The sequence below is a fragment of the Sanguibacter sp. Z41_6 genome (assembly GCF_059621145.1).
Genome location: NZ_JCAQIF010000007.1, coordinates 23,453 through 49,584, shown reverse-complemented (window position 1 = coordinate 49,584; position 26,132 = coordinate 23,453). Strand labels below are relative to the sequence as shown.

Sequence of the window (26,132 nt, the reverse complement as noted above, 5' to 3'; positions counted from 1 at the left end):
CGTAGCGCAGATGCCCGTGCGCGCTACGGCACGTACGCGACAGCGACCGTCACGTCGCCGTGCAGCGAGACGTGACCTGCGTCGTGCGCGATGAACACGGACTCACCGCGTGAAACCTGGCAGAGCGGTCCGGCGTCCCCGCGGAGCTCCGCAGTCCCCTCTAGGCAGAGCAGGATCCGGGGACCTGCGTGACTCACCCGCGCCTCGCCGCGCACCGTGCCGGCCATGAGCGAGAACTCCGCGACCGGCGCCCGGTAGGTGGTCAACCCGCCGCCTGCGGCTCGGCGCACCGGGTGGTCGGGCGCACGCGGGGCATAGCTCGCACAGCCGAGCAGGGCCGGCACGTCGACGCGCTTGGACGTCAGTCCCGCCCGCAGCACGTTGTCGGAGCTCGCCATGAGCTCGATCCCCACCCCCGACAGGTAGGCATGCACCTCCCCCGGGCCGAGGAACACCGCATCGCCCGGCTGCAACGAGAAGCGGTTGAGCATGAGGGAGACGATCGCGCCCGGGTCACCGGGGAAGTGCTCGGCGAGCGAGATCGCGGTCCGGTGCCCGCGCGAGGCCGTCGCGCCGAGCGCGACGATCGCACGGACGGAGGAGATGGTCCGCGCGATGTCCTCGACGCAGTCGCTCGAGCGTGCGGCGAGCGCAACCTCGAATGCCGTCTGGACGCCGCGGGCGTCGGGTTGCGCGCGCAGGGCGTCGCGCATCCGCCCGACGATCTCGCCCTCGAGACCTTCGAGCAGCTGGAGCGTCCGCCGGGGACGCCGGAACCCGCTCAACCCTTCGAAGGCGGTGAGCGCGACGATCATCTCGGGCTTGTGCTCGTCGTCCTTGTAGTTGCGGTCCGGCGAGTCCAGCGCGATCCCCGCGGCGTTCTCGCGGGAGAAGCCCGCGCGTGCGACGTGCGCGCGGGGATGCACCTGCAGCGAGAGCGGGCGGTCAGCCGCGAGGACCTTGAGCAGGTACGGCAGGCGCGGTCCGTACTCCTCCACGACGGCGCGGCCGAGCAGGCGGTCAGGATCACTGCGCAGGAGGTCGGGAAGCGCCACCGTGCTGGCCGGACCGCCGCCGGGTGGCACGCAGTGCGACGGCGCCGAAGCGTGCGCACCGAGCCACATCTCGGCGACGGGCGCACCGTCGGGCACCTGACCCAGCAGGTCAGGGATCGCTGACGGCGAGCCCCAGTCGTAACGCTGCAGCTGTGCGGTCAGGCGGTAGACGTGGCTCACGGTGCACGACCCTACGTGAGCGGGGCCGTGCACCGTGAGGGGCGGTCAGAAAGCTCCGACGGCGTCGCCGATCGGCCCACGGAGGAAGTACGCGACGAACATGACCGTCGCGACCCACATGAGCGGGTGCACGAGGCGAACCTTCCCGAGCGCCACCTTGATGACGACGAACGCGATGAACCCGGCGCCGATCCCTGCGGTGATCGAGAAGGCGAAGGGCATGAGGATCATGATGAGGAACGCCGGGATGGCGATCTCGTAGTTCTTCCAGTCGATGCCGGAGACCTGCATGACCATGAGGAAGCCGACGACGACGAGCGCCGGGGTCGCGGCCTCGAACGGGACCATGTCCACGAGCGGGGACAGGAACGTCGCGAGGAGGAACGCGATACCGGTGACGACCGAGGCGAGCCCTGTCCGGGCTCCGTCGCCCACACCCGCGGCGGACTCGATGTAGCTCGTGTTCGAGGAGACCGATCCCATCCCTCCGGCAGCCGCGGCGACAGAGTCGACGACGAGGATCTGGCGGATGCGGGGCGGGTTGCCCTCGTCGTCGAGGAGGCCAGCCTCGCCCCCGACGGCGACCATCGTGCCCATGGTGTCGAAGAAGTCCGCGAGCAGCAGGGTGAACACGAGGAGGAGGACCGCGACGGCCCCGATCTTGTCGAACGAGCCGAACAGCGAGAACTGGCCGAGGAGCGAGAAGTCGGGGGTGGAGACGATGGCGTCGGGCAGTTTCGGGGTCGTCAGCTCCCACCCCGTGGCGTTGCTCCCGTCGACGCCCTGGGGCCCGACCTTCGCGACCGCCTCGATGATCACGGCGAGGACCGTCGACGACAGGATCGCGATGAGGATCGCGCCGTGCACCTTGCGGACCATGAGGACGATCGCGACGACGAGTCCGAACACGAACACGAGGAGCGGCCACCCCGCGACGGAGCCGTTGATGCCGAGCTCGACGGGTGTCGCCATGCTGGCGGGGATCCGCACGAACCCGGAGTCCACCAGCCCGATGAACGCGATGAAGAGGCCGATGCCCACGCTGATCGCCGTCTTGAGCTCGGGCGGGACCGCACGGAACACGGCCTCCCGGAACCCGGTGAGCACGAGCAGCAGGATGATGAGGCCCTCGAGGACGACGATGCCCATCGCGTCGGCCCACGTCATGTCCGGCAGGCTCGCGATCGAGAACGTCACGACGGCGTTGAGGCCCAGACCGGCGGCGAGGGCGAGCGGGAAGTTCGCGACGACGCCCATGAGGATGGTGAGGACACCTGCGACGAGCGCGGTGGTCGCCGCGATCATGCCGAGGTTCGGCTCGCTCCCTCCCCCGAGGTAGTTGCCGGTGCCGTCGGGGATGGTGCTGAGGATGATCGGGTTGAGCACGATGATGTAGCTCATCGTGAAGAACGTGACGAGCCCGCCACGAACCTCGGCCCCGATCGTCGAGCCCCGCTCGCTGATCTTGAAGTAGCGGTCCAGTGCGTTCTTGGGCTCGGCCGCCGCCGCAGTCTTCACATTCACGCGGAAGATCCTCCCACGTCTGGGACCGTGCTCGTTACTCGCCCAGGAAGACCTGCGAGCAGAGCATCTCGTCCAGCGCGTCAGGTCCGGTGCTCACCATCACGGCACACGAGATGCCCATCTCGGCGAACTCCGCGCCCAGGATGTTGGCGCGGTGTCCCGCCGAGCCCATCCAGGCGTCGACCACATCCGCCGGGCTGGCCGCCGCCCGACTGAGGTTCTCCCCCGCGATGGCCGCCTCGTCGCCGTCAGGGATGCCGCCCAGGCACGCGTCGTGCACCGGCTGGAGCGGTGCGTGCACGAGCTCCCCACCTGACGACACGAGCGCCGCGGCGCGGACCGCGCCCTGCTCCTGGGCGCAGCCGGAGGGCTCGAGAGCAGGCAGGCCCTCGGTCGCGCGGGCGGCGTTCGTCTCCTCGAACAGCGCCGTCGCATACTCCTCGGGCGTGCCGAACTGAGCGATGTCCACCGCGACGGAGATCGTCGCGGTCGTGGTTGGCGGCTCTGCGGGGCCGTCGGCGCTGCAGGACGCGACGGTCCCCGCGAGGAGGAGGGCTGCGACGACGGCGGGGCCCGTGCGGGTCGAACGGATCACGCGGCGATGAGGACGGGCGTCCCGAGCGGGAGGGCAGCGAGCTGGGTGATCGTCGCCGCATCCACCCGCAGGCAGCCGTTCGAGACGGCTCCCGTCCGTGTGTCGTGGTAGTGGAACGCCGTGACGGCGATGTCTGCGCCGCCGAACCCGTCGAGGGTCGGCGACTGGGCTCCCAGGGCGACCGTCGGCAGTCCGCGGGCGTACGCGGCCGAGGGGTCGGTGAAGATCGTCATGACGAACGTGCGTCCCACCGGGGTGGGGGTGGCGTCCGCGCCGTACCCGAACCCCGTGGCGGAGTACGTCGGTTCGCCCGAGTCCGTGATCGTGATCTGCCCGCTGCTCAGGCTCACCTGCACGGCCTGGGTCATGGGCGTGGTGGTGACGTCCGCGACGCGGACCCACCCGGTGAGCTGCCCGGTGATCCCGGCGGACGGCAGGCCGGCGCGGCCGGGGAGGAGCACCTTGAGCCAGTTCTCGTGCTGCTCGACGACGGGGACGGACGTCCCGCCGTACTCGTGGTCGGCGAGGATCTGCGCGACGGGAGCAGTTCCGGGAGCGGTGAAGACCGGCGCTGCGGCCCCTGCGGCGTGCGCGAGCACGGGGAGCGGCGGATCGGTGGGCGCACTGTCCACCGGGAGCTCCGGGACGACGTCGTAGACGCCCACCGGCGGCAGCGAGGCGATGTCGTACGCCGCGGGGTCGGCCGGGTAGGGATCCTCGGGCGGTGGCTGCACCGGGCTCTCCGCGGGAGCGGGAGCAGCAGAGGTGGCTGGAGCGGACACAGGAACGTGCTCCTGACCGCCCGTGGAGCAGGCGGTCAGGAGCACGCTGGAGACGACTGCGGTGAGGACCGCGCCGCCGATCGGACCTGTGATCAGGACTGCGATCCTTCGCGACGCTTGTTGGCGACGACGACAGCACCGACACCGGCAGCGGCGAGAGCACCGGCACCGAGGGCGAGCGGAAGGACGGACGAACCGGTGACCGGGAGCGAGCTCGCGCCCGCGACAGGGGACGTGGTGGTTCCGCCAGCCGCGCCGACTCCGCCGACGACCGCACCGTCGACCAGCTCCGCGCTGAACACCTGCGTGTCGATCTCGGCTCCCTGGGCGTCCGTCGCGACGACGTTGTAGGTGCCCTCTTCGGTGACGGCGATGGTGAACGATGCGTCACCGTTCGCGTCCGTCGCCTTGGTGAGCGACTGCACACCGGCGATGGAGATCGCTGAGTTCGGGATGGACGCCGGGACCGAGGTGACCGTCACGGTGATGCTGGTGTTGTACGCAGGCCCGTTGACGAAGTAGACGACGCTGTTGTCGCCAGCGACGATGCTGATCTCCCCGTCGAATGCCTCGGCCTCGTAGGCGAAGGCGCTGGCCGGTGCGAGCGCGAGCGCGAGGCCCACGGTCGCTACGGCAAAGATACGTCGAGTCATGCTGTTCCCCTTGTTTGTGACGAAAGGACCGAAGCCCAAACTTTCTTTATCCCCGGTCCCCACCGCGTGGCAAGGCCCTGCTGGAATTCGGTTAAGTATCCCGGGCCTCGTCTCGCGAGGCAAGAGTTTTCCCTGGATTTTCCCAGGAAACTCTGCGGCGCCACCCAGCAGCCGCCCCGAAGAGCAGAGAAGAGACTCCTCTGCGCGGTCGTGGAGACCAGGGCAGATACCTGTCCTGCGCTCATGTCAGGCCTGTGACCTGCGGTGACACATCAGCGCTCGGCCGGCCAGCCCGAGTCTCCGAGCTCAGGCGCACCCGGCCCCCTCGTCGGCGGCACCCCGCGTACCAGATCGCGAGACCGTCGGACTTCACCCGGTCCCACCGCCTGCCGCTCGAAGAATGCTCGGGGCCCCGGCGGCCTAGGGTGAACGCATGACCACGCTCCGCTCGATGTTCGCACTCGCCCTCCACCCCGAGCGACGCCGACCCGGGACCACACCCCTCCAGGTGGATCTGCGCCGCGTCGTCCTCGCCGGTCTTGCGGCCTGGTCGGCTGCCGCGATCGCCTACGCCCTCCTCGGCGCCACCGGGTCGGACACCCACGAACAGCTGTGGGTGTGCGCGGCCGGCGTCGCCCTCGGGCTCCTCGGGCTCGTCTGGGAGCGCACGCACCGGCGGTCGTACCGTGCGGTGGCGGAGACGATCGACGTCGTCGACGACGACGTCCACCCGTCCTCACGCACCGCCTGAGCGTTCACACGACGAGGACCGACAGTGCCCCTCGGCCGTACCCGGCGATGTCGCACTCGAGGTCGAGCCGTGGCACGTAGGCCAGCACCCAGGGTGCGACGTCACCGGGGAGCCTCGCACCAGGGGCGTGCACGGCGTTCAGCCGTTGGTGCGGGGCGCCCTCGACGTTGAACAGCGACGCGAGCACGTTGAGGATCTCCCCCGCGTTCTCGAGCAGCGCGTCGGAGATCTCTCCCGCCTCGACGTCCGCCTCGGCCGCCGCGGACGGGACGAGGCCGATCGCGGCCCCCGCCCGCGCCGCGAGGCTGAGGTCCATGACGACGAGCGCAGAGAGCTGCAGCGCGTCCGAGACGTACTCGGCGACGACCGCGCCTCCCGGCGCACCCGGGTCGACCATCGCGCCACCCGTGCGTACCTCGATGTCCCGGCCGATGAGGCCGCTGAGCACCTCCCGCACCTCGAGTGCCGCGGGCAGCGGCGTGGTGCTCATGCGAGCACCGGGTCGATGACGGCGCGGAACGACTCGGCGGTGAACGGCTTCGCGATGAGGAACAGTGCGCCAGCGGCCTCGGCCTGCTCCCGCATCTCGTTCGACCCCTCGGAGGTGACGAACCCGAACGGGATCGTGCACCCGCCCTGACGGAGCGCCTCGAGCGCCTCGATGCCCGTGGCGTTCGGCATGTTCCAGTCGGACAGGATGAGGTCCGGCTGCTCGGACAGCGCCGTCTCGTACGCTTCCTGGCCGTCGGCCGCCTCGATGATCTGCCAGTCGTAGCCGGCCTGACGCAGCGTGCGGATGACGATCTGTCGCATGACGCGACTGTCGTCAGCTACAAGGACCAGCATGGTTACCCCTCTGATGTACGTGAACGGCTGATCTGATGGTGGCTCACACGAGCGCGTCGGCGCCCAGTGCCCAGAGCTCGACGACGACGACGTGCCCGCACCAGTCGAGCGTGATGTCCTGGACATGCTCGCCCGGCGTGCGTGGCGCGGAATCCCCGACGTCCGGCAGGCTGAGCGACGCGGGGGCGGCGAGCAACGACTTGACGTTGCCACCCACGACGTTCGCGAGCTCACCGAAGGCGTCCGCGATCTCACCGTTCCCGACGTGGGCGGTGTCGTCCAGCTTGAGGAGCGCCCGGGTGAGTGCGTCGGCCGTGACGCGCTCTGTCCGCACGACGGCCCGGGCGACGAGGCCGAGGGACGGTACCGACATGTCCACCCAGGCCGCGACGGGCTCGGTGAGGCCCGACCCCGGCCCGGCTCGCTCCACGAGGAAGTGCTCGCCGTCGTCGACCATGGCGGCGAAGACCTCCTGCGCGATCTCGAGGATCTGCGCCCGGCTGACGCCGTCGAACGCGGCTCTCATGCGATCTTCCTGCTGGGCAGCATGCCGAGGAGCTCGAGCTTGCTCCGCAGAGCGTCCGGGGTGAACGGCTTGATGAGGTACTCGTGGGCACCCGCTGCGAGCGCGCGGACGATCTGACCGTGCTCGCTCTCGGTCGTGATCATCATGAGCGTGATGTCCCGCCAGGCCCGGTTCTTGCGGACCTCGGTGACGAACGTCAGGCCATCCATGACCGGCATGTTCCAGTCGATGCACGCGAGGTCGATCGTCGTCTCGGCGAGGACGTCGAGCGCGGCCTGGCCGTCGCCGGCCTCCACGATCTCGTAGCCGAGGTCCTGCAGGACCGAGGACACGATGCGGCGCATCGTCCTCGAGTCGTCGATGACTAGGGCTCTCATCCGTGGCTCCCTGGTGTGTTCCGGTAGATCGAGCTCCGACCGACGAGCACCCGAGACCAGGTGTCGTCGATCCCGACGGTCGTCTCGGCGGCGCCGAGGACGAGATAGCCGCCGGGCCGCACCGTGGTGCGCAGCCGGCGGAGGATGTCGCGCTTGACGCTCACGTCGAAGTAGATGAGCACGTTGCGCATGAAGACGATGTCGAAAGGTCCACCCGCCGGTGGCCGGTCGAGGAGGTTGTGCTTGCGGAACTGCACCATGGACCGCAGGTCCTCGGCGACGCGCCACTGCGCACCGACCCGGGTGAAGTAGCGCACGAGCGCCGGGGCGGGAAGTCCTCGGTTGACCTCGAGCTGGGAGTAGAAGCCTTGCGTGGCGCGCTCGAGCACCTCGACCGACAGGTCTGTCGCGGTGATCTCGGTGGGCAGGCCGTCGGGCCCGAACGTGTCCCGGAGGGTCATCGCGATCGAGTACGGCTCCTGGCCGGTGGAGCACGCGGCCGACCATATGCGCACGGGCACGCCGGGCGCTCGCGTCGCGGCGACGTCCGGGAGGATGTGCTCGGCGAGGGTGTGGAAGGGCAGTGCGTCGCGGAACCACGACGTCTCGTTCGTCGTGAGCGCCTCGACGATCCGCTCGGCGGACACGATGCTGGGCGACGTCCGCTGCCGAGCGACGTACTCGTCGACGGACAGGCCCTGCTGGCGGGCGAGCGGCGTGAGCCGGCTCTCGACGAGGTACTCCTTGCCGGGAGGCAGCTGGATGGCGCTGCGGCGGCGCACGAGGTCAGCGACGAACGTGAAGGTCTCGGACGTGAGCGTCATCGCGCGCCCTCGCCGGTCCTCGTCAGTGCCGAGACGGCTCCACCGATCTCGAGCACCGGCAGCACGCGGTGGGCGTATCCCGCGGCGACCGTGGCGCCGGGCATGCCCCACACCACCGACGTCTCCTCGTCCTGGACGACGACGGTGCCCCCGGCCTCGGCGATCGCTCCCGCACCAGCCCTGCCGTCCGCGCCCATGCCGGTGAGCACGACGGCGAGCAGGTCCGGGCCGACGAGTCCCAGCACGGAGCGGAAGAGGACGTCGACGGACGGTCGGCAGAAGTTCACCGGCGCGTCGTGGGTGATCCGGGCGCGCATGCGCGCACTGGTGCCCCGGACCTCCAGGTGGGTGTCGCCGGGGGCGATGTAGATGTTGCCCGGCAGGAGCGGCTGGTCGTCCACCGCCTCCTGGACCGTCGACGGGCCGAGGCGGTCGATGCGCTGTGCGAGCTGACGTGTGAAGACGGCGGGCATGTGCTGCACGACGAGCATCGGGACGGGCAGCGGCTCCGTGATGCGCTCGACGACGCGGGACAGCGCCTCCGGTCCGCCGGTCGAGCACCCGAGCACGACGGCTCGCACGGGATGACGGCGAGCATCGGCCCGCAGGACGACGTCCCGGGGCACGGCGACCGTGGCACGGGCCGGGACCGGACGAACCCTCGCAGCGGAGGACAGCGCGGGGACCGAGCGCCGTGCGGCCCGGGCGACCAGTGCACGGATCTTCGGGATGAGCTGGTCGGCGACGGCCGTGAGGGACTCACCGAGGCTGCCGCTGCTGGAGGGCTTGGCGACGTAGTCCGAGGCGCCGGCCGCGAGCGCGTCCAGGGTCGCTGTGGCACCGCGCTCGGTGAGGGTGGAGAACATGACGATCGGCACGGAGTGCCCGAGCCTGCGCAGCTCCCGGACGGCGTCGACGCCGTTGAGCTCGGGCATCTCGATGTCCATCGTCACCGCGTCGGGCGCGAGCTGCGCGACCTTCGCGATCGCGATCCGTCCGTTCGCGGCTGTCGCCACCACCTCGATGCCGGGATCGGTCTCGAGCGCCTGCACGACGAGGCGTCGGATGACCACCGAGTCGTCGACGACGAGCACGCGGATGGTCATGGTCGAGCCTCTCCTGGCAGTGGGCGTGGTCCGGCGCCGGGTGGCGGGACGGGTACCGGCACGGCGTTCTTATCGGCCGGGTCGGAGGATGTGTGAGGTCCGCGTGGGCGATCAGTACGTGAAGCGGGCGACCTGCGCGTCCAGCTCGCTGGACGTCACCCGGAGGTGCTCGACCGTCGAGCCCATCCCGAGGACGGTCTCGCTGGCCGACGCGGCGGCGAGCGCCACCCCGGTGATGTTCGCGGCGATCTCACCGGAGCCGGTCGCGGCCTCAGCAACGCTGCGTCCCATCTCTGTGGTCGTCGCCGTCTGTTCCTCGACAGCCGAGGCGATCGTCATCTGGTAGGTGTCGATGGTCGCGATGATGCTCGTGATCTCGGTGATGGCCTGGGTCGCGGCGGCGGTGTCCGCGCGGATCGCCTCGACGCGCGCGATGATCTCGTCGGTCGCCCGTGCCGTGGCGCCGGCGAGGTCCTTGACCTCGCCGGCGACGACCGCGAAGCCCTTGCCCGCATCACCTGCGCGAGCCGCTTCGATCGTCGCGTTGAGCGCGAGGAGATTGGTCTGCGCCGCGATCTTCGTGATCGCGTGGACGACGTCGCTGATCTTCTCGCTCGACTCGCTGAGCTTGCCCACGGAGCTGTGCGCCGACGACGCCACGACGGTCGCCCCGCGGGCGACCTCGGCGGCGGCGTACGCGTTCTGCGCGATCTCACGGATCGACGCGGACATCTGCTCCGCACCGGACGCGACCGTCTGCACGCTCCGGCTCACCTCGTCCGCGGCGGCAGCCACCACCGCGGCCTGTGCACTCGTCTCCTCGGACCCGGCAGCCACGGAGGCGTTCGCCTCGGCGAGGCCGGCGGCCGAGCCGCTCACGCTGCGCGAGGCCTTCGCGACACGCTCGACCAGCCCCCGCAGGTTGCCCTGGGTGACGGCGAGGGACGTCGCGAGGCGACCGACCTCGTCCGCGCCGACGACGGCTGCGTCGACCGTGAGGTCACCGTCACCCACGGCGGCGAGCGCCCCCTCGACGGCCGTGAGGCGTGCTCGGACCGAGCGCGCGACGAGGTACGCGAGAGCGAACGCCGTGAGCGCACCGAGCACCGTCGCGGTACCGATGAGCAGCGTCGAGCGGGTCGCGGTGGCGCGGATGTGCTCCGACTGCTCGGCGACGCGGGCGGACTGTCCGGTCATCTCGCGGGTGAGCGGCGCGACGACCGCGTTGCTCAGCGGACGGATCGTGTTCTGGACGTAGTTGCCGTACGCCCGCAGGTCGGGTTCGTTGATGAGGGGGAAGAGTCCTTCCCGTGCCGTGGAGTGGTAGTTGTCGGCGCCGAAGGCCAGCGTGTTCGCATCCTTCCTGCTGATCGCGTACGGCGCGTACTCCTCGAGGATCGCCTCCAGCTGCTCGTAGCTGTCGGCGAGCTCGGTCTTGAGCTCCTCGCGCACGTCCGGGTGTGCCATGCCGAACTGGATGATCCGTGCACGGTCGGCCTGGAACAGGCTCTGGAACTCAGACATCATCTCCATCGGGCGGACGTTGCTCTCGTAGAGCTGCTGGCTCTGGCGCGACGCGTCCGTGAGCCCGACGACGCCCACGGCCCCCGCCACGATCGCTGCGAGTGCCATGACGCCCACGGCGGTCATGATCTTCGTGACGATCGACCGGTCCCCCCACGCCGCGCGCGTGCCCCGCCCCGCGGTGCCGCTCGGCGCCCGGCCGTCTGCGGACGCATCGGCAGTCGCGTCGGCCAGCTTCTCACCGGGTACGACCTCGTGCGCCAGGAGGGCGCTGTCAGCGGACGGTGCGCCGGACGGACGGCGGCGGAGCGCCGCGCGGGGGATCCGCCCGAGGACCGAACGGACTGCTCGGGCGGGTGCATGGACGCGTGTCGAGGTCACGGTGGCCCCCTTACAGCCGGAAGGCTGAGACGCGCCGGCGCAGATCAGCAGCGACGGCCTCGAGTGCGACGACGTGCGCGGACACCTCGCCCACCGCCCCGGACGACGACTCGACGGCACGAGCGACGCCGGAGATCGTCGATGCGATCTCCCCCGACCCCGTGGCGGCCTCAGCGACCGAGCGTGACATCTCGGTCGTGGTCGCGGTCTGCTCCTCGACTGCCGAGGCGATGGTCAGCTGGTAGTCGTTGATGCTCGCGATGATCGCCGAGATCTCGGAGATCGCGGCGACCGCGGAACCGGTGTCGGCCTGGATCGTCTCGACGCGGCGGGCGATGTCCTCCGTGGCCTTCGCCGTCTCCTGCGCGAGCTCCTTGACCTCGCCGGCGACGACTGCGAAGCCCTTGCCCGCCTCTCCCGCGCGTGCCGCTTCGATCGTGGCGTTGAGCGCGAGCAGGTTCGTCTGCTCCGCGATGCTCGTGATCACCTTGACGACGTTGCCGATCTCCTGGCTCGAGGTACCGAGCTTGAGCACCGTCTCGTTGGTCGACTCGGCGACACCGGTGGCGCGCGACGCCACGCCCGCGGCCTCGTTGGCGTTCTGCGCGATCTCCCGGATGGAGGCGCCCATCTCCTCGGCGCCTGCGGCGACGGTCTGCACGTTGCGGCTCACCTGCTCGGCGGCCGTGGCGACGATCCCCACCTGTGCACCGGAGTCGGTCGTGCCGCGCGCGGCGCTCTCGGCGCTCCCGCTGAGGTGGCCCAGGCTCTGCTCGACGCGCCCCGCGACCTCGCTCATGCCGGTGAGCGAGTCACGGAGGGAGTCCTGTGCCCTGCCGACGGCGGCCGCGGTGGCGCCGAGGTCGTCGTGCGAACGCACGTCGGCCCGCACGGTGAGGTCGCCGTCAGCGAGGGCACTCACGGCCGACCGGATCGACCCGAGCGACCGGTGGACGTGGGTGCCGACCAGTGCCGCCGCCATGAGCGCGACGAGTCCGAGGACGGTCATGGCGATGGCCGCGACGCGCGTGACCGAGGAGTCCGCACTCGTGACCGCCATCGTGCCGACGACGGCGAGGAGGACCGCGGCGACGCCGACGGTCGTCGCGAGCCGAGCCCGGACGCCGAACCTCACGTGCTGCGTGACCGGCACGGACGGCTCGGGGGGTGCGGTGCGCGCGGCAGTCGCAGCGGGCACGGCGGGGACGGGGCGGGCCGCCATGATGGACGAGGTGGACATGTGCACTCCTTGGTCGACGCTGATCGAGAGGCTTGGGGGCGGCACGCGGCCGCGACGGGCTGTCAGAACGTGAAGGCGGACACCTTCGTCCGCAGTCCGGCCGCGACGCCGGCGAGCCCGGAGACCCGGTCGCTCATCTCGGCGACGACGACGGTCGACTCCTCCGCACCGAGCGCGACCTGCGCGATGTTCGCCGCGATCTCACCGACCCCCGTCGCCGCTTCCGTCACAGTCCGTGACATCTCGGTCGTGGTGGCGGTCTGCTCCTCCACCGCGGAGGCGATGGACAGCTGGTAGTCGTTGATGCTCGCGATGATCGCCGAGATCTCCGCGATGGCGGCGACGGCAGACCCTGTGTCCGCCTGGATCGTCTCGACGCGGCGGGCGATGTCCTCCGTCGCTCGCGCCGTCTCCTGTGCCAGCTCCTTGACCTCGCCCGCGACCACCGCGAATCCCTTGCCGGCCTCGCCGGCGCGGGCCGCCTCGATCGTCGCGTTGAGCGCGAGGAGGTTCGTCTGCTCCGCGATGCTCGTGATGACCTTGACAACCTTGCCGATCTCCTGGCTGGACGCTCCGAGCTGTGCGACAGACTCGTTGGTGGCGTCCGCCACGGCCGTCGCCGACGCAGCGACGCGGGCCGCCTCGTTGGCGTTCTGAGCGATCTCGCGGATCGATGCGCCCATCTGCTCGGCCCCGGCCGCGACCGCTTGCACGTTGCGGCTCACCTGCTCGGCAGCGGTCGCGGCCACACCGATCTGGGCGGCGGACTCGACGGAACCCTCGGTGACGCGGGCGGTGTCCGTCGTCATGTCCCGTGAGGCGTCGTCGACATCGTGCGCCGCAGAGGTGACACCGTCGAGCGCCGCCCGGAGGTTCACCTGCGCCGTGGCGAGCGCACGTGCCATGACACCGATCTCGTCGCGGCTCCGCACGTGCGGTGCGACGGTGAGGTCTCCGTTCGCGAGGGCCTCGAGCGCGGTCCGGACCTGCGTCACGGACCGGCGGATCGACGTCGCCACGAGCAGGCCTGCGGCCGTGCCTGCGAGGATGCCGAGGATGCTCACGGCGATGATGAGGAAGAACGCACTCGTCGCTTCCGCCGTGACGGTCTCGGCGAGGTCGTCGAGGTTCTGCTGGACGTCGTCGTGCGTCGCGTCCAGGTCCACCAGGTAGGCATCGATGAGCGGCTGGGAGGTGGCTGCCATGACGTCCACGTACTCCTGCCCGTCGTCGGACATGGCGGCGGGGACGAGCTCGGCGTCGCGGACCTCGCGCCAGGCTCCGAAGCTCCCGCGGAAGGCCGGGAACGAGGAGCTGGTCGTACCGAGCGCCGCGTCGAGGCTGTCGATCAGCTCGTCGATCTCGACATCGTTGGCACGCTGCTCGTCCAGCCACCGCTCGTGGTCCTCGGTGTCAGGGGCTGCAGCGATCTGGGCGACGATCAGCTGGGCCTCGACCTGCTCCTGGTGCAGGTCGTTGAGCGGACCGACGACGTCGTTCTCGGCGTCGGCGATGGCCACGGCGTCGATCGCGCCGTCCTCGGCCGCGATGCTTCCCACCGCTCCCACGACAAGGACCACGATCACGAAGATCGCGGCGATCGCGAGGATCCGTGCGCGGATCCCGAACCGGACCGTCGTGGTGGCTGACTCTGGGGTACTGGCGGGCATGATGACGCTTCCGTTGGTTGAGGTGCCGACGACGGGCGCTGGAGGCGTCTGTCCGACGTGCTGGCGTGGGGGTGGCGCGGGCGACCGCGCGCGAGGGCGGCTGGTCAGGCTGCGAGAGCCGCGTCGACGTCGAGAGTGAGCAGCAGGCCGTGCTCGAGCTTGTATGCCCCGCTGATGAGCTCCCTGGCATCCGCCGGGAGAGTGTCCGGCGGGGATTCGAACTGGGCGTCGTCGAGCGTGAGGACCTCACCGACCTCGTCGACGAGGAGGCTCACGGAGTCGTCGGCGATCTCGACGACGACCATCATCGACTCCGCCTGCGGGCCGAGGGGTTCCAGCCCGAGCCGCGACCGCAGGTCGACCGTCATGACGACCTGCCCCCGGAGGTTGACGAGGCCCGCGATCCCTGCCGGTGCGAGCGGCACCGGAGTGCGCGGGTGGTGACCGAGGGTCTCGGAGATCCGCATGACCTCGACACCGTAGAACGCCGTACCGATCCGGAACGTCACGTACTGGGTCGCCATCACACACCTGCCATCTCTGCGTCGCGCGCGTCCTGCTGGTCACCGGCGCCGGTGATGGCCCCCGTGTAGAAGAGCGGGTCGACCTGGGTGAGCGCTGCCGGCACGTCGAGCAGCTCGGTGACCCGCCCGGAGAGGACGATCGAGCCGAGCAACCCGATGTCGTCGACGGCGCTGCGCTCGGCGCCCTCGTCGTTGAGGATCTCGATGATCTCCGCGACGACCATGGCGACGGTGCGCCCGGCGTGCGTGAACACGACGAGCGGCAGCTCCGCACCGTCGTCCTGGAACGCCCCGAGGACCTGGGACAGTCGCGTGACGGGGACGATGGACTCCCGGTACTGCAGCACCTCGTGACCACCGACGAGCTCGATGCGGTCCGCCGAGATCATCTCGAGCCGGGTCACCGCGGACAGGGGGATCGCCACGCGGCGGCCCTGGCCGATGCCGACGACGAGAAGCTCGACGGAGGCGCGGCCGGAGGTCGTGACCACCTCGGACCGACGGTCGTCGACCTCCGTGCTCTCTCCCGAGAAGCAGCGACGGGTGATGGCCTGGACGTCGAGGATGAGCGCGACCTGCCCGTCGCCCATGAGCGTCGCGCCCGCGAAGATCCCGATGGACTTCAGCTGCGCCGCGAGGGGCTTGACGACGATCTCCTCGTTGTTGAGGACGCGGTCGACGATGAGACCGAAACGTTGGTTGTCCGCCTGCAGCACGGCGATCACGGACGTCTCGGCGGAGCCCGCCGGGCGTTCGAGGACGTCGCAGAGGCGCACGAGCGGCAGGAGCGAGCCGCGCAGCCGGAACACCTCGGCGCTGCCGACGTGCTCGATGGCGTCGCGCATCTTCTGCGCGTCGAGGGCGACGAGCTCCTGGAGGTTGACCTGCGGGATGGCGTAGATCTCCGCTCCGCTGCGGACCGTCAGAGCCGGCATGATCGCCAGGGTCAACGGGATCCGTAGGCGCCACGTCGTGCCGCGACCGACCTCGCTCTCGACCTCGACGGCCCCGCCGATCTCCTCGATGTTGCTGCGCACGACGTCCATGCCGACGCCACGGCCGGACACGTTGGTCACGACGGCCGCGGTGGAGAACCCAGGGAGGAAGACGAGGTTGAGCACCTCTGTGGGTGACATGAGGTCGAGCTGCTCGGGCGTGCGCAGCCCACGTTCGACGGCCTTGGCGGCGACGCGCTGCGGATCGATGCCCGCGCCGTCGTCCCGCACCTCGACCATGACCTGTCCGCCCGCGTGGTACGCGCGCAGCGTGAGCACGCCAGCGGCCGGCTTCCCGGCCCGTAGCCGGGTCGCCCGGTCCTCGATCCCGTGGTCGATCGCGTTCCGCACGAGGTGGGTGAGCGGATCCTTGACCGACTCGAGGAGGCTCCGGTCCAGCTCCGTGTCGCCGCCCACCATGTCGAGGCGCACGTCGACGTCGCAGGACGCCGCGAGGTCGCGCACGATGCGGGGCATCTTCGACCAGATGTGCTCGATCGGCTGCATCCGCGTCTTCATGACGCCCTCTTGCAGCTCCGAGGCGATGAGATTGAGTCGCTGCGAGGAGCGGGTGAGCTCGGGAGCCGAGTCGAGCCCGGCGAGCTGCGCGATCTGGTTGCGGACGAGGACGAGCTCGCCGACCTGCCGCATGAGCGCGTCGAGGAGGTCGACATCGACGCGGATGGACGTGTCGCCCGAGCTCCTCGGGGAGGTGGTCTCCTGCTGCTGCACGGGGGGTGATGACGGCGGCGCGGTCAGGGAGGGCGCGCCGGGGATGGCGAGCAGGGGGATGACGGGGAGCGGCGTCGAGCCGGACAGGACCACCGCACCGTCGGGCGCGGTCGGCGTGGTGGTGACGGGCGCGGCAGGCGCGGTGGTGACGGGCGCGGCAGGCGCGGGCGCAGGCACGGCAGGCTGCGGTGGCGTGTCCAGGCAGGCCTGGATCACGCGGATCGCGGGACCCACCTCGACGCCGCTCTCCCCGCCGGTCGCCTCGATGCTCGTGAGGAGCTCGCGGATCGTGTCGACCATCGTGAGGAGCACGTCGGTCGTGTGCTGGTCCATGACACGGCGGCCGTCGCGCAGCTCGACGAGCAAGGACTCGCCGACGTGCGCGACCCGCTCGAGGTCGCCGAAGGCGAGGAAGCCGCTCGTCCCTTTGATCGTGTGGATCGTGCGGAACACGCTGGAGAGCAGGTCGCGGGAACCCGGAGCGCCCTCGAGGGCGACCAGGTCCTGGTCCAGCTGGTCCAGGTTCTCGTAGCTCTCGACCAGAAACTCCCGAACGATGTCGTCAATGTCGTCCACCGACGCTCCCCTCCGCCTCACGACAGACGGGACGCCTGTCAGTGCTGGAATCGGTCGGACGGCGCGCGATATGAGGGGTCGCCCGGGCGGTGGCGGGATGAAAAGCGGTCAGGCGGAGGGCGCGGAGTCCCTGTCGCCGGCCGTGGGACCGTCCGTGGCGGGAACGGAGGGCGCTCGTCGCACCGGGGGCAGGACGAGGCTGCGAAGCAGGGCCTCGGCGTCGTCGCCGGAGCTCACCGCCTCGAGGTTCGTGTGCCGGACGGCTTCGAGGACCTCGGCGCGGTGCACCCGCATCGACCTCGGTGCGTCGATCCCGATCCGGACCCCGTCGCCACGGGTGTCGATGATGGTGATGACGATGTCGTCCCCGATGAGGAGCTTCTCCCCCACGCGTCGACTCAGCACCAGCATGTGACCGAGACTACCCCAGCGCTCCGCCGACCTCGCGGGGGCGCAGCGACGGACTGCTCAGTCCCAGACGGGGTCCTCGAGGCGTTCGCTCACCGCGGCGGCCCAGACGGTGGCCGTCGCGGGCAGCGCGTCGATGGTGCCGACGGGGACGCCGAGGTCGAGCACCGCGGCCGGAGCGGCGCTCGCGGCGACGTTCCGCACCGCGAGCGCGTCGAAGGGTCGGGCGTGGCCGACGGCGCGCAGCCACCGCCGGGTGTCGAGCGCGCTGCGGTCCGCCTCGACGTCCGCCCAGAGCTGGTCGGGGTCGAACGCGCCGAGGAGGCCTGAGGCGACGGACCAGTCGGAGGCGTCCGTCCCGACGCCGAGGGCGACGACGAGGGGCTGCTCGCTCTCCACGGTCGCGGCGCGCAGGCGCCTTGCCGAGATACCCGTGAGGACCCACGGACCGTAAGCCTGCTGCGGTCGCAGGCGCCCGGCGAGGGCGATGCCCGAGTCCGGCAGGCCCAGCCTGCGCGCGAGCGCGACGGCCGACTCGATGACCCGCTCGCCCTGGCCCGCCACGATCACCACCGCCGACGGGTCCCGGACGAGTCGCGGCGCCCGTGGGACGTGCGAGAAGACCTGGGAGAGCGCGTACCGTCCCTGCCCCGGGGGCAGCTGGGCGAGGATCTCCGGGGGGAAGCCGACGTCGCGCAGCTCGCTGGGCGTCGCACCCGCAGGCCGCATGACGACGAACTCGGCCCCGGGGGCGTCCTTCCCGATGATGATCGGGGCGCCCGTGCCGCCGTCGGGCACGACCGCCTCGTCAGGTCCGAGTGCCTCGTCGGGCGCGACCGCCTCGTCGGGTGACGCGGTGGCTGCGACGCCGGGCGCCCCGGGAACGGCCGTGACGATGACGACCGGCTCCCCGTGGGCGGGGTCGACGACGACGGCGCTAGGCTCGGGGGCCGCCGGCTGTCGGTTCGTCCGCGCGTCCTCGCGCGTCTGCGTCGCGAGCTGGCGGACGGAGTCGAGGATGGACGCGAAGGAGTCCTGCTCCGTGGACACCGGGGCGTCGTCGTGCACGTCGGCGGCGTCGGCCGCGGCGAGGAGCGCGTCCAACCCGGACGCCGCGGGCACCGGGCCTCCTCGCGCCGTGGACGGGACGGGTGGGCGGGCAACGCCCGTCGGCACGGACGACGCGGGCCGCTCCGCCTCGGGCACCTCGACGGTCAGCTCGAAGTGCTCCTTGGCGAAGAACCCGGCGATCCCCCCGGTACGCACCCGCTCGGCCTTGATGACCTTCGCGGCCGGACCCATCTCGGCGCGGACCCGCAGGAGGAGCTCCTGGAGGTCCCCGCCCTCAAGCAGCAATCGCTTCGGCATCACGGACCACTCCCACGGCTTCGATCGTCAGCCCCGAACCGGTGACCTCAGAGTAGGAGAGTACGGGGGCCTCCCCGTGGTGGAGCGCGATGAGGTTGTGCAGTGCGGGTCGCAGCGCCGGCGCGCACACGAGCACGACGGAGTGCCCCTGGTTCTCGACCGCGGCGCGGCCCGTCGCGAAGGACCGCAGCATCCCTTCGAGTCGCGTGGGGTCGAGGAGGATCTGGGTGCCCTGCTCCCCCGGGCGCAGGCCCTCGAGCAGCGCCTGCTCGAGGGCGGGGTCCATCGTCATGACGCGCAGGATGCCGTCGCGCGCGTGCTGTGCGCTGAGCGCAGGAGCGAGGGTGAGCCGCACGGCCTCCACGAGCCCCTCGGGGTCGGTGCTCACCTTCGCACGCAGCGAGAGGGCCTCGTAGATGCGTCCGAGGTCCCGGATGGGCACCTGCTCGGCGAGCAGCCGCTGGAGCACCCGCTGAACCTCACCGAGCGACAGGAGACCCGGGACGAGCTCGTCGACGACGGACGGGCTGACCTGCTTGACCCCCTCGGTGAGGACACGCACGTCCTCCCGGCTGAGCAGGCGGTCGGCATTCTGCGTGATGACGTTGCTCAGGTGCGTGATGAGCACCGACACGCGGTCGACGACCGTCGCGCCGGTCATCTCGGCCGCGAAGCGCATCTCCGCGGGCACCCACTTGCCGGCGAGACCGAAGACGGGCTCGTGCACCTGCGTCCCCGGGAGCGACCCGAGGTCGTCGCCGAGCGCGAGCACGCGCCCGGGCGGGACCTCGCCGCGGGCCGCCTCCACCCCCGAGATGCGCAGGACGTAGGTCGAGGCGGGCAGCTCGACGGAGTCGCGGGTGCGCACGGGGGGCACGACGACGCCGAGCTCCAGGGCGATCTTGCGTCGCAACCCGCGGATCCGGGCGAGGAGGTCGTCGTCGGACCCGCTGTTGACGAGGTCGACGAGGTCGGGTGCGAGGAGGATCTCCAGCGCGGAGACCCGCATCTCCTCGATGAGCCGCTCCGGGCTGTCCGGAGCGGGACCCGCGACCGCGACGGCGTCGTTGACCGCGGCCTCCTTCTCGGCCCGCGCCTCGCCCGCCTTGACGCGCTGCGAAGCGACGAGGAGCAGCACGCCGACGATCATGAACGGCATCTTCGGCATGCCGGGCAGCAGCGCCAGCGCGATCGAGGCCCCGCCGGCGATCGACAGTGAGGTGCGCGACTGCGAGAGCTGCTTGCTCGTGGAGGTGCCGAGGTCCGCGTCAGCGGTCGCCCGGGTGACGATGAGGCCGGTGGAGACGGACAGCAGGAGCGCCGGGATCTGCGTGACGAGGCCGTCGCCGATGGTCAGGAGGCTGTACGTCTCGATGGCCTCGCCGACCTCCATGCCGCGCTGCAGCAGGCCGATCGCGATGCCGCCGACGAGGTTGATGACGGTGATGATGATGCCGGCGATCGCGTCGCCCTTGACGAACTTCGACCCACCGTCCATCGCGCCGTAGAAGTCCGCCTCCGCCGCCACGTCCGCTCGCCGCTGGCGCGCCTGCTCCTCGGTGATGAGCCCGGAGTTGAGGTCGGCGTCGATGGCCATCTGCTTGCCGGGCATGGCGTCGAGGGTGAACCGGGCACCGACCTCCGCGACGCGGCCAGCACCGTTGGTGATGACGACGAACTGGATGACCACGAGGATGAGGAAGATGACGAGGCCGATGATGAGCGAGCCGCCCACGACGAAGTGGCCGAACGCCCCGATGACCTCGCCCGCGTAGCCGTCGCGCAGCACGAGCCTCGTCGAGGCGACGTTGAGGCCGAGCCGGAACAGCGTCGCGACGAGGATGAGCGAGGGGAACACGGAGAAGTCGAGCGGCCGCTTGACGTACATCGTCGTGAGGAGGATGACGAGCGACATGACGATGTTCACGACGATGAGGAAGTCGAGCATCCCGGCGGGCAGGGGCACCACGAGGAGGAGCACGATCCCGACGACGCCGACGGGGACGGCCATCTTGGCCACGTCACGGTTCTTCACGAGGACCGGACCTCCTTCTGGTGGGTGCTGCTGCCTGTGCTGCGGGGGTGTGTGCTGATGAGGTGTGCGCTGATCGGGTGCGGGCGGGCGGCGGCGGGACCGCGGGGCGGGCTCACGCCGGCACCCGATGACCGGCCGCGGTCGTGTCCCGTGGTGGCACCGTCGTCGGGGTCGGCATCTTCCGGGCCCCGCCGCTCGCCGCGCCGCGGCGCTTGAGCGCCATGACGAACGCCAGCACCTGGGCGACCGCGGTGTAGAGGTCGGCGGGGATCTCCTGGCCGACGTCGCACGCGCCGTGCAGCGCACGGGCGAGCGGCACGTCCTCGATCATCGGGACCCGCTTGAGCGTGGCCTGCTCGCGGATGCGCGCGGCGACGTGCCCGGCGCCCTTCGCTACGACCCGCGGAGCGCCCGTCCCCGGCTCGTACTTCAGGGCGACGGCGACGTGCGTCGGGTTGACGAGCACGACGTCGGCGTCGGCGACCGACGCGATCATCCGGTTGCGGCTCATCGCGATCTGCTTGGAACGGATGGCGCCCTTGAGCTGGGGGTCGCCCTCGGACTGCTTGTGCTCCTGCTTGACCTCGTACATCGACATCCGGGTCTTCTTGCGGTTGCGCTTCATGACGACCACGACGTCGGCGATGGCCAGCGCGATGCCGGCGGCGACGGCGCTCCACAGGAGCGTGCCGATGCCACCCGTGGCCGTCTGCAGGAGCGCGTCGATCGAGAGTCCGCCGGCGGTGAGGAGCACCGGCAAGAGCTTCTGCACCGCGAGGTAGAGGACGGTGCCGACGACGGCCGTCTTGGCGAGCGCCTTGACGCCCTGCCACATCGCCTGCCCACCGAACGTGTTCTTCACGCCCTTGACGAGGTTGAACTGGTTGAACCTCGGCTTGAGCTTCTTGCCCGCGATGTGCACGCCGCCCTGGGCGGCGTTGCCGATGATCGCTGCGAGGACGACGACGACGAGCATCGGGGCGGTCGAGACGAGGATCGAGCCCATGCCGGACCCGAGGAGGTCGACGACGCGGGACGGGTCCGGGTCCGCGATCGTCACCCGGACCGCCGCGAGCTGCTCGACGGCTGCCTCGGCGCCACGGTCGAGGACCATCGGCATCGTGATGACAGCACCGCCGATGCCGATCCAGGCGCTGAGGTCCTGGGACTTCTGGAGAGAGCCTTCCTTGCGGACCTGCTTCATCCGCTTCGGTGTGGCGTTCTCGGTCTTCTCGCCGGAGTCGCCGTCGCTCATCGCGTCACCCCCAGCATCGTCTCGAGGGCCGTGCCGGTGAGTGCCTCGACGATGCGGGGCAGGGCGAGGAAGGTCAGCGACGACAGGCTGAGCGTGAGGAAGATCTTCAGGGGGAAGCCGAGGGCGAACGCGTTGAGCGCGGGAGCGACGCGGGTGAGCAGGCCGAGGCCGACGTCGGCGAGGAAGAGGACGACGACGAGCGGCCCGGCGATCTGCAGCGTCGCGAGGAACATGCCGGTCAGGCCGGTGGTCAGGGCGCCACCGACCTGCCCGAGGTCGAGCGCCGCGTCGAGCGGCAGCGCGTCGAAGGTCCGGACGAGGCCGCCGATCACCAGCTGGTAGCCGTCGGAGACGAACAGCAGGACGATCGCCGTGAGCTGGTACAGGCGCGCGAACTGTGCCCCGTTGACCTGGCTCATCGGGTCGAACCCCTGGGCGAGGGAGAAGCCACCCATGAGGTCGATGAGGCTGCCGGCAGACTGGACCGCCGAGAACACGAGGTAGACGAGGAACCCGAGCGCGAGTCCGATGACGACCTGCCAGACGAGGGCGCCGACGTACGCGCCGGTGCTCGTCGAGGCGGGTGCTGAGACCGCGGGGGCGACCGCGAGGGCGAGGCCCATCGCGAGCATGACCTTGACGGTCGCGGGGATGCCCCGGTGGGAGAAGGGCGGGGCGATGACGAGGAACGCGACGATGCGCACCCCGATGAGCATGAGGGACTCGAGGGCGCCGACGGACATGCTCAGGGTCATGCGGCTCACCCGCCGAGGAGGGACGGGATGCGCCCGAACAGCTCGTTGGTGAACGCCACCATCTCGGCGATCATCCAGTGCCCGCAGACGAGCAGCGCGAGCGCCACGGCGATGGCCTTGGGCACGAAGCTCAGGGTCACCTCCTGGATCTGGGTGATCGACTGCAGGAGGGAGACGGCGAACCCGACGACGAGCGCGGTGACGAGCACCGGGGCGCAGAGCTTCGCGGCGACGATGAGTCCCTGCACGCCGATGTCGAGGACTGCTGAGGTGTCCATGCGTGCCCCTACCGGTAGCTGCCGACGAGGGCTGTGATGATCAGTCCCCACCCGTCGACGAGGACGAAGAGGAGGATCTTGAAGGGCAGCGAGATCATCACCGGCGGGAGCATCATCATGCCCATCGACATGAGCGCGGCCGAGACGACGAGGTCGATGATGAGGAACGGGATGAAGATGACGAACCCGATGATGAACGCGGCCCGCAGCTCGGAGAGCATGAACGCCGGGATGAGCGTGAGCATCGGCACGGACGCCGGGTCCTCGGGGTTGGCGAGGTCGGCGGCGCGGGTGAGGAGCGCGATGTCCTCCTCCCGCGTCTGGCCGAGCATGAACTCCCGCAGCGGGGCCGAGCCGGCCTCGACGGCCGCCGAGAAGTCCAGGCCTCCGTCCAGGTAGGGCTGCACGCCTGCGGTGTTCACGTCTCCGAGGACCGGTCCCATGATGAACAGGCTGAGGAAGAGGGCGAGGCCTGCGAGGACCTGGTTGGGGGGGACCCCGGTGAGACCGAGGGCGTTGCGGGTCAGGGCGAGGACCACGAAGATCTTCGTGAAGCTCGTCATCATGAGCAGCACCGACGGCACCACGGACAGCAGCGTGATGCCGAGGAGGACGACGATCGAGCTGCTCGGGGTGCCGTTCTCGCCACCGAGGTCGACGGAGATGACCGGGGCGTCGACCGGTGCGACCGGGTCGATCGTCACGACCGGGTCCGGGTCGCCGGGGGCGGCGTGGGCGGCCGTGGTGGAGGCGAGGACCCCGGCGAACGCCATGAGCGCGACGGTCAGTGCGAGCAGGAGGGCTCGCACCCCCCGTCCCACGACGGGCGATGCCTGGAGTGTCGTCGTCATCGTCGGACCGTGCGCCCCTGCATGACGTCGAGGGCCTGGCGCCACGTCGAGGGCGACAGGATCGAGTTGTCGAGCGCCCCGGCGCGCACCGGGGCCGGAGCTCCGGCGAGGACGGCGGCGACGTCGATCTCCTCACGGACCTCGGCGTGCGGGTCCGTGCCGCTGGTCGCGGCGGGTGCTACCGGTGCGGGTACAGCTGGCGTCTTCTCCATCTGGGCGGCCTCGGCGGCCGCGGCTCCCTCGATGACGGCGTCGAACGCGTCCGGCACCTCGAGGGTGCTCAGCACGGTCACGCCGGCCTCGCTCACGCCCAGGACGAGGCGCTGCCCACCGACGTCGACCACGGTCACCGTGGCCTTCGGGCCCACGGCCTGGCGTCCGACGACCGTGACCTCGACGGCCGGTCCCCCACGCCGGGGGCGGCGCGCGGTGCCCGGGCGTCGGGCCGGTGTGGTGCCCTGGAGCCGGGCCAGCAGTCGTCCGACAGGACCGTCCCCGCCATTGCCGTTCGCGGCGTCGTTGAAGCGACGGCCGGCGTACCAGATGAGACCGAGGACCGCCGTCAACGACAGGACGGTCCGCAGCGCGAGGACGGCATAGTCCATCAGGACTGCGCCTCCGAGTGGTCGACGATCTCCGTGATGCGCAGCCCGTAGTCCTCGTCGATGACGACGACCTCACCGCGTGCGATGAGGCGGCCGTTGACCATGAGGTCTGCGGGGCTGCCGGCCACGCGGTCGAGCTCGATGACGGTGCCGGGCGTGAGGTCGAGGACCTGCCGGACGGGCAGCTTGGCGCGCCCGATCTCCGCGGTGAGCGTCATCTCCACGTCGTAGAGCAGACGCAGGTCGGCCGCGCCGCTGCCCGTCCCGGTGGAGGCCGGGGTGGAGGGTGCGCGCTCGGCACGCTCACGGAACCCGAACCACCCGCGGACCTCGCCGGCGGCCTCGAGCGTGAAGACGTGGGTGCCGGGCAGGAACGCCGACGCGGCGTCGTGCATCCGGGCGTCGTCGAGGACGCCCTCGCCGAGCGTCGCGGCGGCGGCCTCGAGCGCGGGCCGCAGGGCGTCGGCGACGGACACGGAGGGACCCGCGCCCGCGAGCGCGTCCTCGACCGCGGCGCGCGCCACGACGACGAGCTCCGCGCTCCGGGAGCCGACGAACGACGCGGCGATGCTCACCTCGTCCGGTGCCGGACCCGAGCCGTCGGTCCGGGCGACCGCGACGAGCGGGACGTCGGACGGGACGAGGCGGGCCAGGGCGTCGGCCGCCCGGCGGGCGGCGTCCTGTCCGGCAGGAGCAGTGTTCATCGGTCGTTCTCCTCAGCATCCACGATCTTGCAGGCAAGTTGGCGTCCGTTGTTCCCGGCGACGCCGCGGGCCAGGACGCGGCCGTCGACGACGACGTCGAGGGGGCGCGCGACCGGGTGGTTGAGGCGCACGACCTCACCGACGGCGAGGTCGAGGACGTCGCGCGGGTGGATCGTGCGGGGTGACAGGCGCACCGAGACGTCGACGGGGACGGTCTGGATGGACTGGTGCAGGCGGTGGCTCGCCTCGGCCCTGCTCTGCTGCTCCTCGGCGGTGCGGACCTCGACGCCCTCGCCCGCGACGAGGGGGGTGAGCAGGACGTCCGCGGGGACCATGATCGTCATCGACGTCGAGTGCTCGGCGATCCCGAGCGCGAAGGTCGCGACGATGACCGCCTCGGAGGCAGGGGCAGCCTGGACGAACTGGGGGCTGTACTGGATCGACCGCACCCGCAGGTCGAGCGGCACGACGGCCGCGAAGGCGTAGCGCAGGTCGGCGGTGGCGCTGGAGAGGATGTCGGTGACGAGCGTCGTCTCGATCTCGGTGAGCTCGCGCGGCTCCTCGTCACGGACGAGGCCTGGTCCGCCGAGCACGTAGTCGATCCACAGCAGCGTGGTCGCGCTCGGGACCTGCAGGACCGCGGTGGAGCGGCTCTGCTCGACGGCGCACAGGACCATCGTCGTGTGCGTGGGGAGCGTGCGGACGTACTCGTCGTACGACACCATCCCGACGTTGTCGAGCGTCGCGGTGACCATGACCCGCAGGCGGGAGGTGAGCTGGGTGCCGAGCTGCCGGGCGAAGGTCTCGAAGGCCATCTCGAACACACGACCGTGCTCACGCACGAGTGTCATGGGCCGACGGAAGTCGTACGCCTCGGGGTTCCCCGTGCGCTGTCGTCGGGCGCTGCCGCGCGCCATGTCCTGAACCGTCACGCATGCCACCATCGGCGCGAGGGTGCCTGGTATGAGGGAAAGCGCCTGTGACGGCCTCGCCCGTGCACGCGACGGGTCGT

At 70.9% G+C, this 26,132-nt stretch carries 27 protein-coding genes; 1 reads left to right on the top strand and 26 read right to left on the bottom strand.

The window, feature by feature from the left end:
• Positions 1 to 23 precede the first annotated feature (23 nt).
• The 5 genes from manA to AC54T1_RS13650 all read right to left on the bottom strand — a co-directional run bounded on the left by manA (position 24) and on the right by AC54T1_RS13650 (position 4,789).
• Positions 24 to 1,235 carry a mannose-6-phosphate isomerase, class I gene (manA, locus tag AC54T1_RS13670; protein WP_496912276.1) on the bottom strand — a complete coding sequence of 404 codons (1,212 nt, stop codon included), beginning with the start codon at positions 1,233 to 1,235 and terminating at the stop codon, positions 24 to 26.
• A gap of 45 nt (positions 1,236 to 1,280) precedes the next feature.
• Positions 1,281 to 2,759, bottom strand: coding sequence for an NCS2 family permease (locus AC54T1_RS13665; protein WP_484345878.1), 1,479 nt, complete (start codon positions 2,757 to 2,759; stop codon positions 1,281 to 1,283).
• A gap of 34 nt (positions 2,760 to 2,793) precedes the next feature.
• Positions 2,794 to 3,354: a CAP domain-containing protein gene (locus tag AC54T1_RS13660; protein WP_496912275.1), complete on the bottom strand. Its 561-nt coding sequence runs from the start codon at positions 3,352 to 3,354 to the stop codon at positions 2,794 to 2,796.
• A complete protein-coding gene (locus AC54T1_RS13655; protein ID WP_496912274.1) occupies positions 3,351 to 4,136 on the bottom strand; it encodes a L,D-transpeptidase in 786 nt (261 codons plus the stop codon). The genes AC54T1_RS13660 and AC54T1_RS13655 overlap by 4 nt, the downstream gene beginning before the upstream one ends.
• A 92-nt stretch (positions 4,137 to 4,228) precedes the next feature.
• Positions 4,229 to 4,789 (bottom strand): peptidase, encoded by a 561-nt coding sequence (locus AC54T1_RS13650; RefSeq protein ID WP_496912273.1) that lies wholly within the window; start codon positions 4,787 to 4,789, stop codon positions 4,229 to 4,231.
• 433 nt (positions 4,790 to 5,222) lie between these two features.
• Between AC54T1_RS13650 and AC54T1_RS13645 the strand changes: the two genes are divergently transcribed.
• Positions 5,223 to 5,540 carry a DUF2530 domain-containing protein gene (locus AC54T1_RS13645; RefSeq protein WP_484345882.1) on the top strand — a complete coding sequence of 106 codons (318 nt, stop codon included), beginning with the start codon at positions 5,223 to 5,225 and terminating at the stop codon, positions 5,538 to 5,540.
• A 4-nt stretch (positions 5,541 to 5,544) separates the two neighbouring features.
• On the opposite strand, the gene AC54T1_RS13640 is transcribed toward AC54T1_RS13645, so the two are convergent.
• From AC54T1_RS13640 to AC54T1_RS13540, 21 genes are all read right to left on the bottom strand, one after another.
• Positions 5,545 to 6,030 carry a hypothetical protein gene (locus tag AC54T1_RS13640; RefSeq protein WP_496912272.1) on the bottom strand — a complete coding sequence of 162 codons (486 nt, stop codon included), beginning with the start codon at positions 6,028 to 6,030 and terminating at the stop codon, positions 5,545 to 5,547.
• On the bottom strand, positions 6,027 to 6,386 hold the full coding sequence (locus AC54T1_RS13635; protein WP_484345884.1) for a response regulator: 360 nt from the start codon (positions 6,384 to 6,386) through the stop codon (positions 6,027 to 6,029). Before AC54T1_RS13635 ends, AC54T1_RS13640 begins: the two co-directional genes overlap by 4 nt.
• 43 nt (positions 6,387 to 6,429) lie before the next feature.
• Positions 6,430 to 6,912 (bottom strand): chemotaxis protein CheX, encoded by a 483-nt coding sequence (locus AC54T1_RS13630; protein ID WP_496912271.1) that lies wholly within the window; start codon positions 6,910 to 6,912, stop codon positions 6,430 to 6,432.
• Positions 6,909 to 7,289, bottom strand: coding sequence for a response regulator (locus AC54T1_RS13625; RefSeq protein ID WP_484345886.1), 381 nt, complete (start codon positions 7,287 to 7,289; stop codon positions 6,909 to 6,911). Before AC54T1_RS13625 ends, AC54T1_RS13630 begins: the two co-directional genes overlap by 4 nt.
• Positions 7,286 to 8,113 (bottom strand): CheR family methyltransferase, encoded by an 828-nt coding sequence (locus AC54T1_RS13620; protein WP_484345887.1) that lies wholly within the window; start codon positions 8,111 to 8,113, stop codon positions 7,286 to 7,288. Before AC54T1_RS13620 ends, AC54T1_RS13625 begins: the two co-directional genes overlap by 4 nt.
• On the bottom strand, positions 8,110 to 9,219 hold the full coding sequence (cheB, locus tag AC54T1_RS13615) for a chemotaxis-specific protein-glutamate methyltransferase CheB (RefSeq protein WP_496912270.1): 1,110 nt from the start codon (positions 9,217 to 9,219) through the stop codon (positions 8,110 to 8,112). The genes AC54T1_RS13620 and cheB overlap by 4 nt, the downstream gene beginning before the upstream one ends.
• Before the next feature lie 111 nt (positions 9,220 to 9,330).
• Positions 9,331 to 11,124, bottom strand: a complete 1,794-nt coding sequence (locus AC54T1_RS13610; protein WP_496912269.1) for a methyl-accepting chemotaxis protein — start codon at positions 11,122 to 11,124, stop codon at positions 9,331 to 9,333.
• A gap of 10 nt (positions 11,125 to 11,134) precedes the next feature.
• Positions 11,135 to 12,364, bottom strand: coding sequence for a methyl-accepting chemotaxis protein (locus AC54T1_RS13605; RefSeq protein ID WP_496912268.1), 1,230 nt, complete (start codon positions 12,362 to 12,364; stop codon positions 11,135 to 11,137).
• A gap of 62 nt (positions 12,365 to 12,426) precedes the next feature.
• Positions 12,427 to 14,034, bottom strand: a complete 1,608-nt coding sequence (locus AC54T1_RS13600) for a methyl-accepting chemotaxis protein (RefSeq protein WP_496912267.1) — start codon at positions 14,032 to 14,034, stop codon at positions 12,427 to 12,429.
• Positions 14,035 to 14,138: 104 nt separating this feature from the next.
• On the bottom strand, positions 14,139 to 14,558 hold the full coding sequence (locus AC54T1_RS13595) for a chemotaxis protein CheW (protein WP_484345892.1): 420 nt from the start codon (positions 14,556 to 14,558) through the stop codon (positions 14,139 to 14,141).
• Entirely contained in the window at positions 14,558 to 16,861 is a 2,304-nt protein-coding gene (locus tag AC54T1_RS13590) for a chemotaxis protein CheA (RefSeq protein ID WP_496912266.1), read from the bottom strand. Before AC54T1_RS13590 ends, AC54T1_RS13595 begins: the two co-directional genes overlap by 1 nt.
• Before the next feature lie 108 nt (positions 16,862 to 16,969).
• A complete protein-coding gene (csrA, locus tag AC54T1_RS13585; RefSeq protein WP_484345894.1) occupies positions 16,970 to 17,272 on the bottom strand; it encodes a carbon storage regulator CsrA in 303 nt (100 codons plus the stop codon).
• Between the two features lie 57 nt (positions 17,273 to 17,329).
• Complete coding sequence (locus tag AC54T1_RS13580) at positions 17,330 to 18,637, bottom strand: hypothetical protein (protein ID WP_496912265.1); 1,308 nt, start codon at positions 18,635 to 18,637, stop codon at positions 17,330 to 17,332.
• Positions 18,615 to 20,672: a flagellar biosynthesis protein FlhA gene (locus tag AC54T1_RS13575; RefSeq protein WP_496912264.1), complete on the bottom strand. Its 2,058-nt coding sequence runs from the start codon at positions 20,670 to 20,672 to the stop codon at positions 18,615 to 18,617. Before AC54T1_RS13575 ends, AC54T1_RS13580 begins: the two co-directional genes overlap by 23 nt.
• A 112-nt stretch (positions 20,673 to 20,784) precedes the next feature.
• A complete protein-coding gene (locus AC54T1_RS13570; RefSeq protein WP_484345897.1) occupies positions 20,785 to 21,927 on the bottom strand; it encodes an EscU/YscU/HrcU family type III secretion system export apparatus switch protein in 1,143 nt (380 codons plus the stop codon).
• On the bottom strand, positions 21,924 to 22,682 hold the full coding sequence (locus AC54T1_RS13565) for a flagellar biosynthetic protein FliR (RefSeq protein WP_484345898.1): 759 nt from the start codon (positions 22,680 to 22,682) through the stop codon (positions 21,924 to 21,926). The genes AC54T1_RS13570 and AC54T1_RS13565 overlap by 4 nt, the downstream gene beginning before the upstream one ends.
• 5 nt (positions 22,683 to 22,687) lie before the next feature.
• A complete protein-coding gene (gene fliQ, locus AC54T1_RS13560; protein ID WP_484345899.1) occupies positions 22,688 to 22,960 on the bottom strand; it encodes a flagellar biosynthesis protein FliQ in 273 nt (90 codons plus the stop codon).
• A gap of 8 nt (positions 22,961 to 22,968) precedes the next feature.
• Positions 22,969 to 23,811, bottom strand: a complete 843-nt coding sequence (gene fliP, locus AC54T1_RS13555) for a flagellar type III secretion system pore protein FliP (protein ID WP_484345900.1) — start codon at positions 23,809 to 23,811, stop codon at positions 22,969 to 22,971.
• On the bottom strand, positions 23,808 to 24,416 hold the full coding sequence (locus AC54T1_RS13550) for a FliO/MopB family protein (RefSeq protein ID WP_496912263.1): 609 nt from the start codon (positions 24,414 to 24,416) through the stop codon (positions 23,808 to 23,810). The genes fliP and AC54T1_RS13550 overlap by 4 nt, the downstream gene beginning before the upstream one ends.
• Positions 24,416 to 25,120 (bottom strand): flagellar motor switch protein FliN, encoded by a 705-nt coding sequence (gene fliN / locus AC54T1_RS13545; RefSeq protein WP_484345902.1) that lies wholly within the window; start codon positions 25,118 to 25,120, stop codon positions 24,416 to 24,418. The genes AC54T1_RS13550 and fliN overlap by 1 nt, the downstream gene beginning before the upstream one ends.
• A complete protein-coding gene (locus AC54T1_RS13540) occupies positions 25,117 to 26,052 on the bottom strand; it encodes a flagellar motor switch protein FliM (protein WP_484345903.1) in 936 nt (311 codons plus the stop codon). Before AC54T1_RS13540 ends, fliN begins: the two co-directional genes overlap by 4 nt.
• Positions 26,053 to 26,132 lie beyond the last annotated feature (80 nt).

Excerpts from the sequence above, each read along its gene's own strand:
- AC54T1_RS13650 (WP_496912273.1), bottom strand. The coding sequence starts at position 4,789 with ATGACTCGACGTATCTTTGCCGTAGCGACCGTGGGCCTCGCGCTCGCG.
- AC54T1_RS13645 (WP_484345882.1), top strand. The coding sequence starts at position 5,223 with ATGACCACGCTCCGCTCGATGTTCGCACTCGCCCTCCACCCCGAGCGA.
- AC54T1_RS13640 (WP_496912272.1), bottom strand. The coding sequence starts at position 6,030 with ATGAGCACCACGCCGCTGCCCGCGGCACTCGAGGTGCGGGAGGTGCTC.
- AC54T1_RS13635 (WP_484345884.1), bottom strand. The coding sequence starts at position 6,386 with ATGCTGGTCCTTGTAGCTGACGACAGTCGCGTCATGCGACAGATCGTC.
- AC54T1_RS13630 (WP_496912271.1), bottom strand. The coding sequence starts at position 6,912 with ATGAGAGCCGCGTTCGACGGCGTCAGCCGGGCGCAGATCCTCGAGATC.
- AC54T1_RS13625 (WP_484345886.1), bottom strand. The coding sequence starts at position 7,289 with ATGAGAGCCCTAGTCATCGACGACTCGAGGACGATGCGCCGCATCGTG.
- AC54T1_RS13620 (WP_484345887.1), bottom strand. The coding sequence starts at position 8,113 with ATGACGCTCACGTCCGAGACCTTCACGTTCGTCGCTGACCTCGTGCGC.
- cheB (WP_496912270.1), bottom strand. The coding sequence starts at position 9,219 with ATGACCATCCGCGTGCTCGTCGTCGACGACTCGGTGGTCATCCGACGC.
- AC54T1_RS13605 (WP_496912268.1), bottom strand. The coding sequence starts at position 12,364 with ATGTCCACCTCGTCCATCATGGCGGCCCGCCCCGTCCCCGCCGTGCCC.
- AC54T1_RS13600 (WP_496912267.1), bottom strand. The coding sequence starts at position 14,034 with ATGCCCGCCAGTACCCCAGAGTCAGCCACCACGACGGTCCGGTTCGGG.
- AC54T1_RS13595 (WP_484345892.1), bottom strand. The coding sequence starts at position 14,558 with ATGGCGACCCAGTACGTGACGTTCCGGATCGGTACGGCGTTCTACGGT.
- csrA (WP_484345894.1), bottom strand. The coding sequence starts at position 17,272 with ATGCTGGTGCTGAGTCGACGCGTGGGGGAGAAGCTCCTCATCGGGGAC.
- AC54T1_RS13580 (WP_496912265.1), bottom strand. The coding sequence starts at position 18,637 with ATGCCGAAGCGATTGCTGCTTGAGGGCGGGGACCTCCAGGAGCTCCTC.
- AC54T1_RS13570 (WP_484345897.1), bottom strand. The coding sequence starts at position 21,927 with ATGAGCGACGGCGACTCCGGCGAGAAGACCGAGAACGCCACACCGAAG.
- AC54T1_RS13565 (WP_484345898.1), bottom strand. The coding sequence starts at position 22,682 with ATGACCCTGAGCATGTCCGTCGGCGCCCTCGAGTCCCTCATGCTCATC.
- fliQ (WP_484345899.1), bottom strand. The coding sequence starts at position 22,960 with ATGGACACCTCAGCAGTCCTCGACATCGGCGTGCAGGGACTCATCGTC.
- fliP (WP_484345900.1), bottom strand. The coding sequence starts at position 23,811 with ATGACGACGACACTCCAGGCATCGCCCGTCGTGGGACGGGGGGTGCGA.
- AC54T1_RS13550 (WP_496912263.1), bottom strand. The coding sequence starts at position 24,416 with ATGGACTATGCCGTCCTCGCGCTGCGGACCGTCCTGTCGTTGACGGCG.
- fliN (WP_484345902.1), bottom strand. The coding sequence starts at position 25,120 with ATGAACACTGCTCCTGCCGGACAGGACGCCGCCCGCCGGGCGGCCGAC.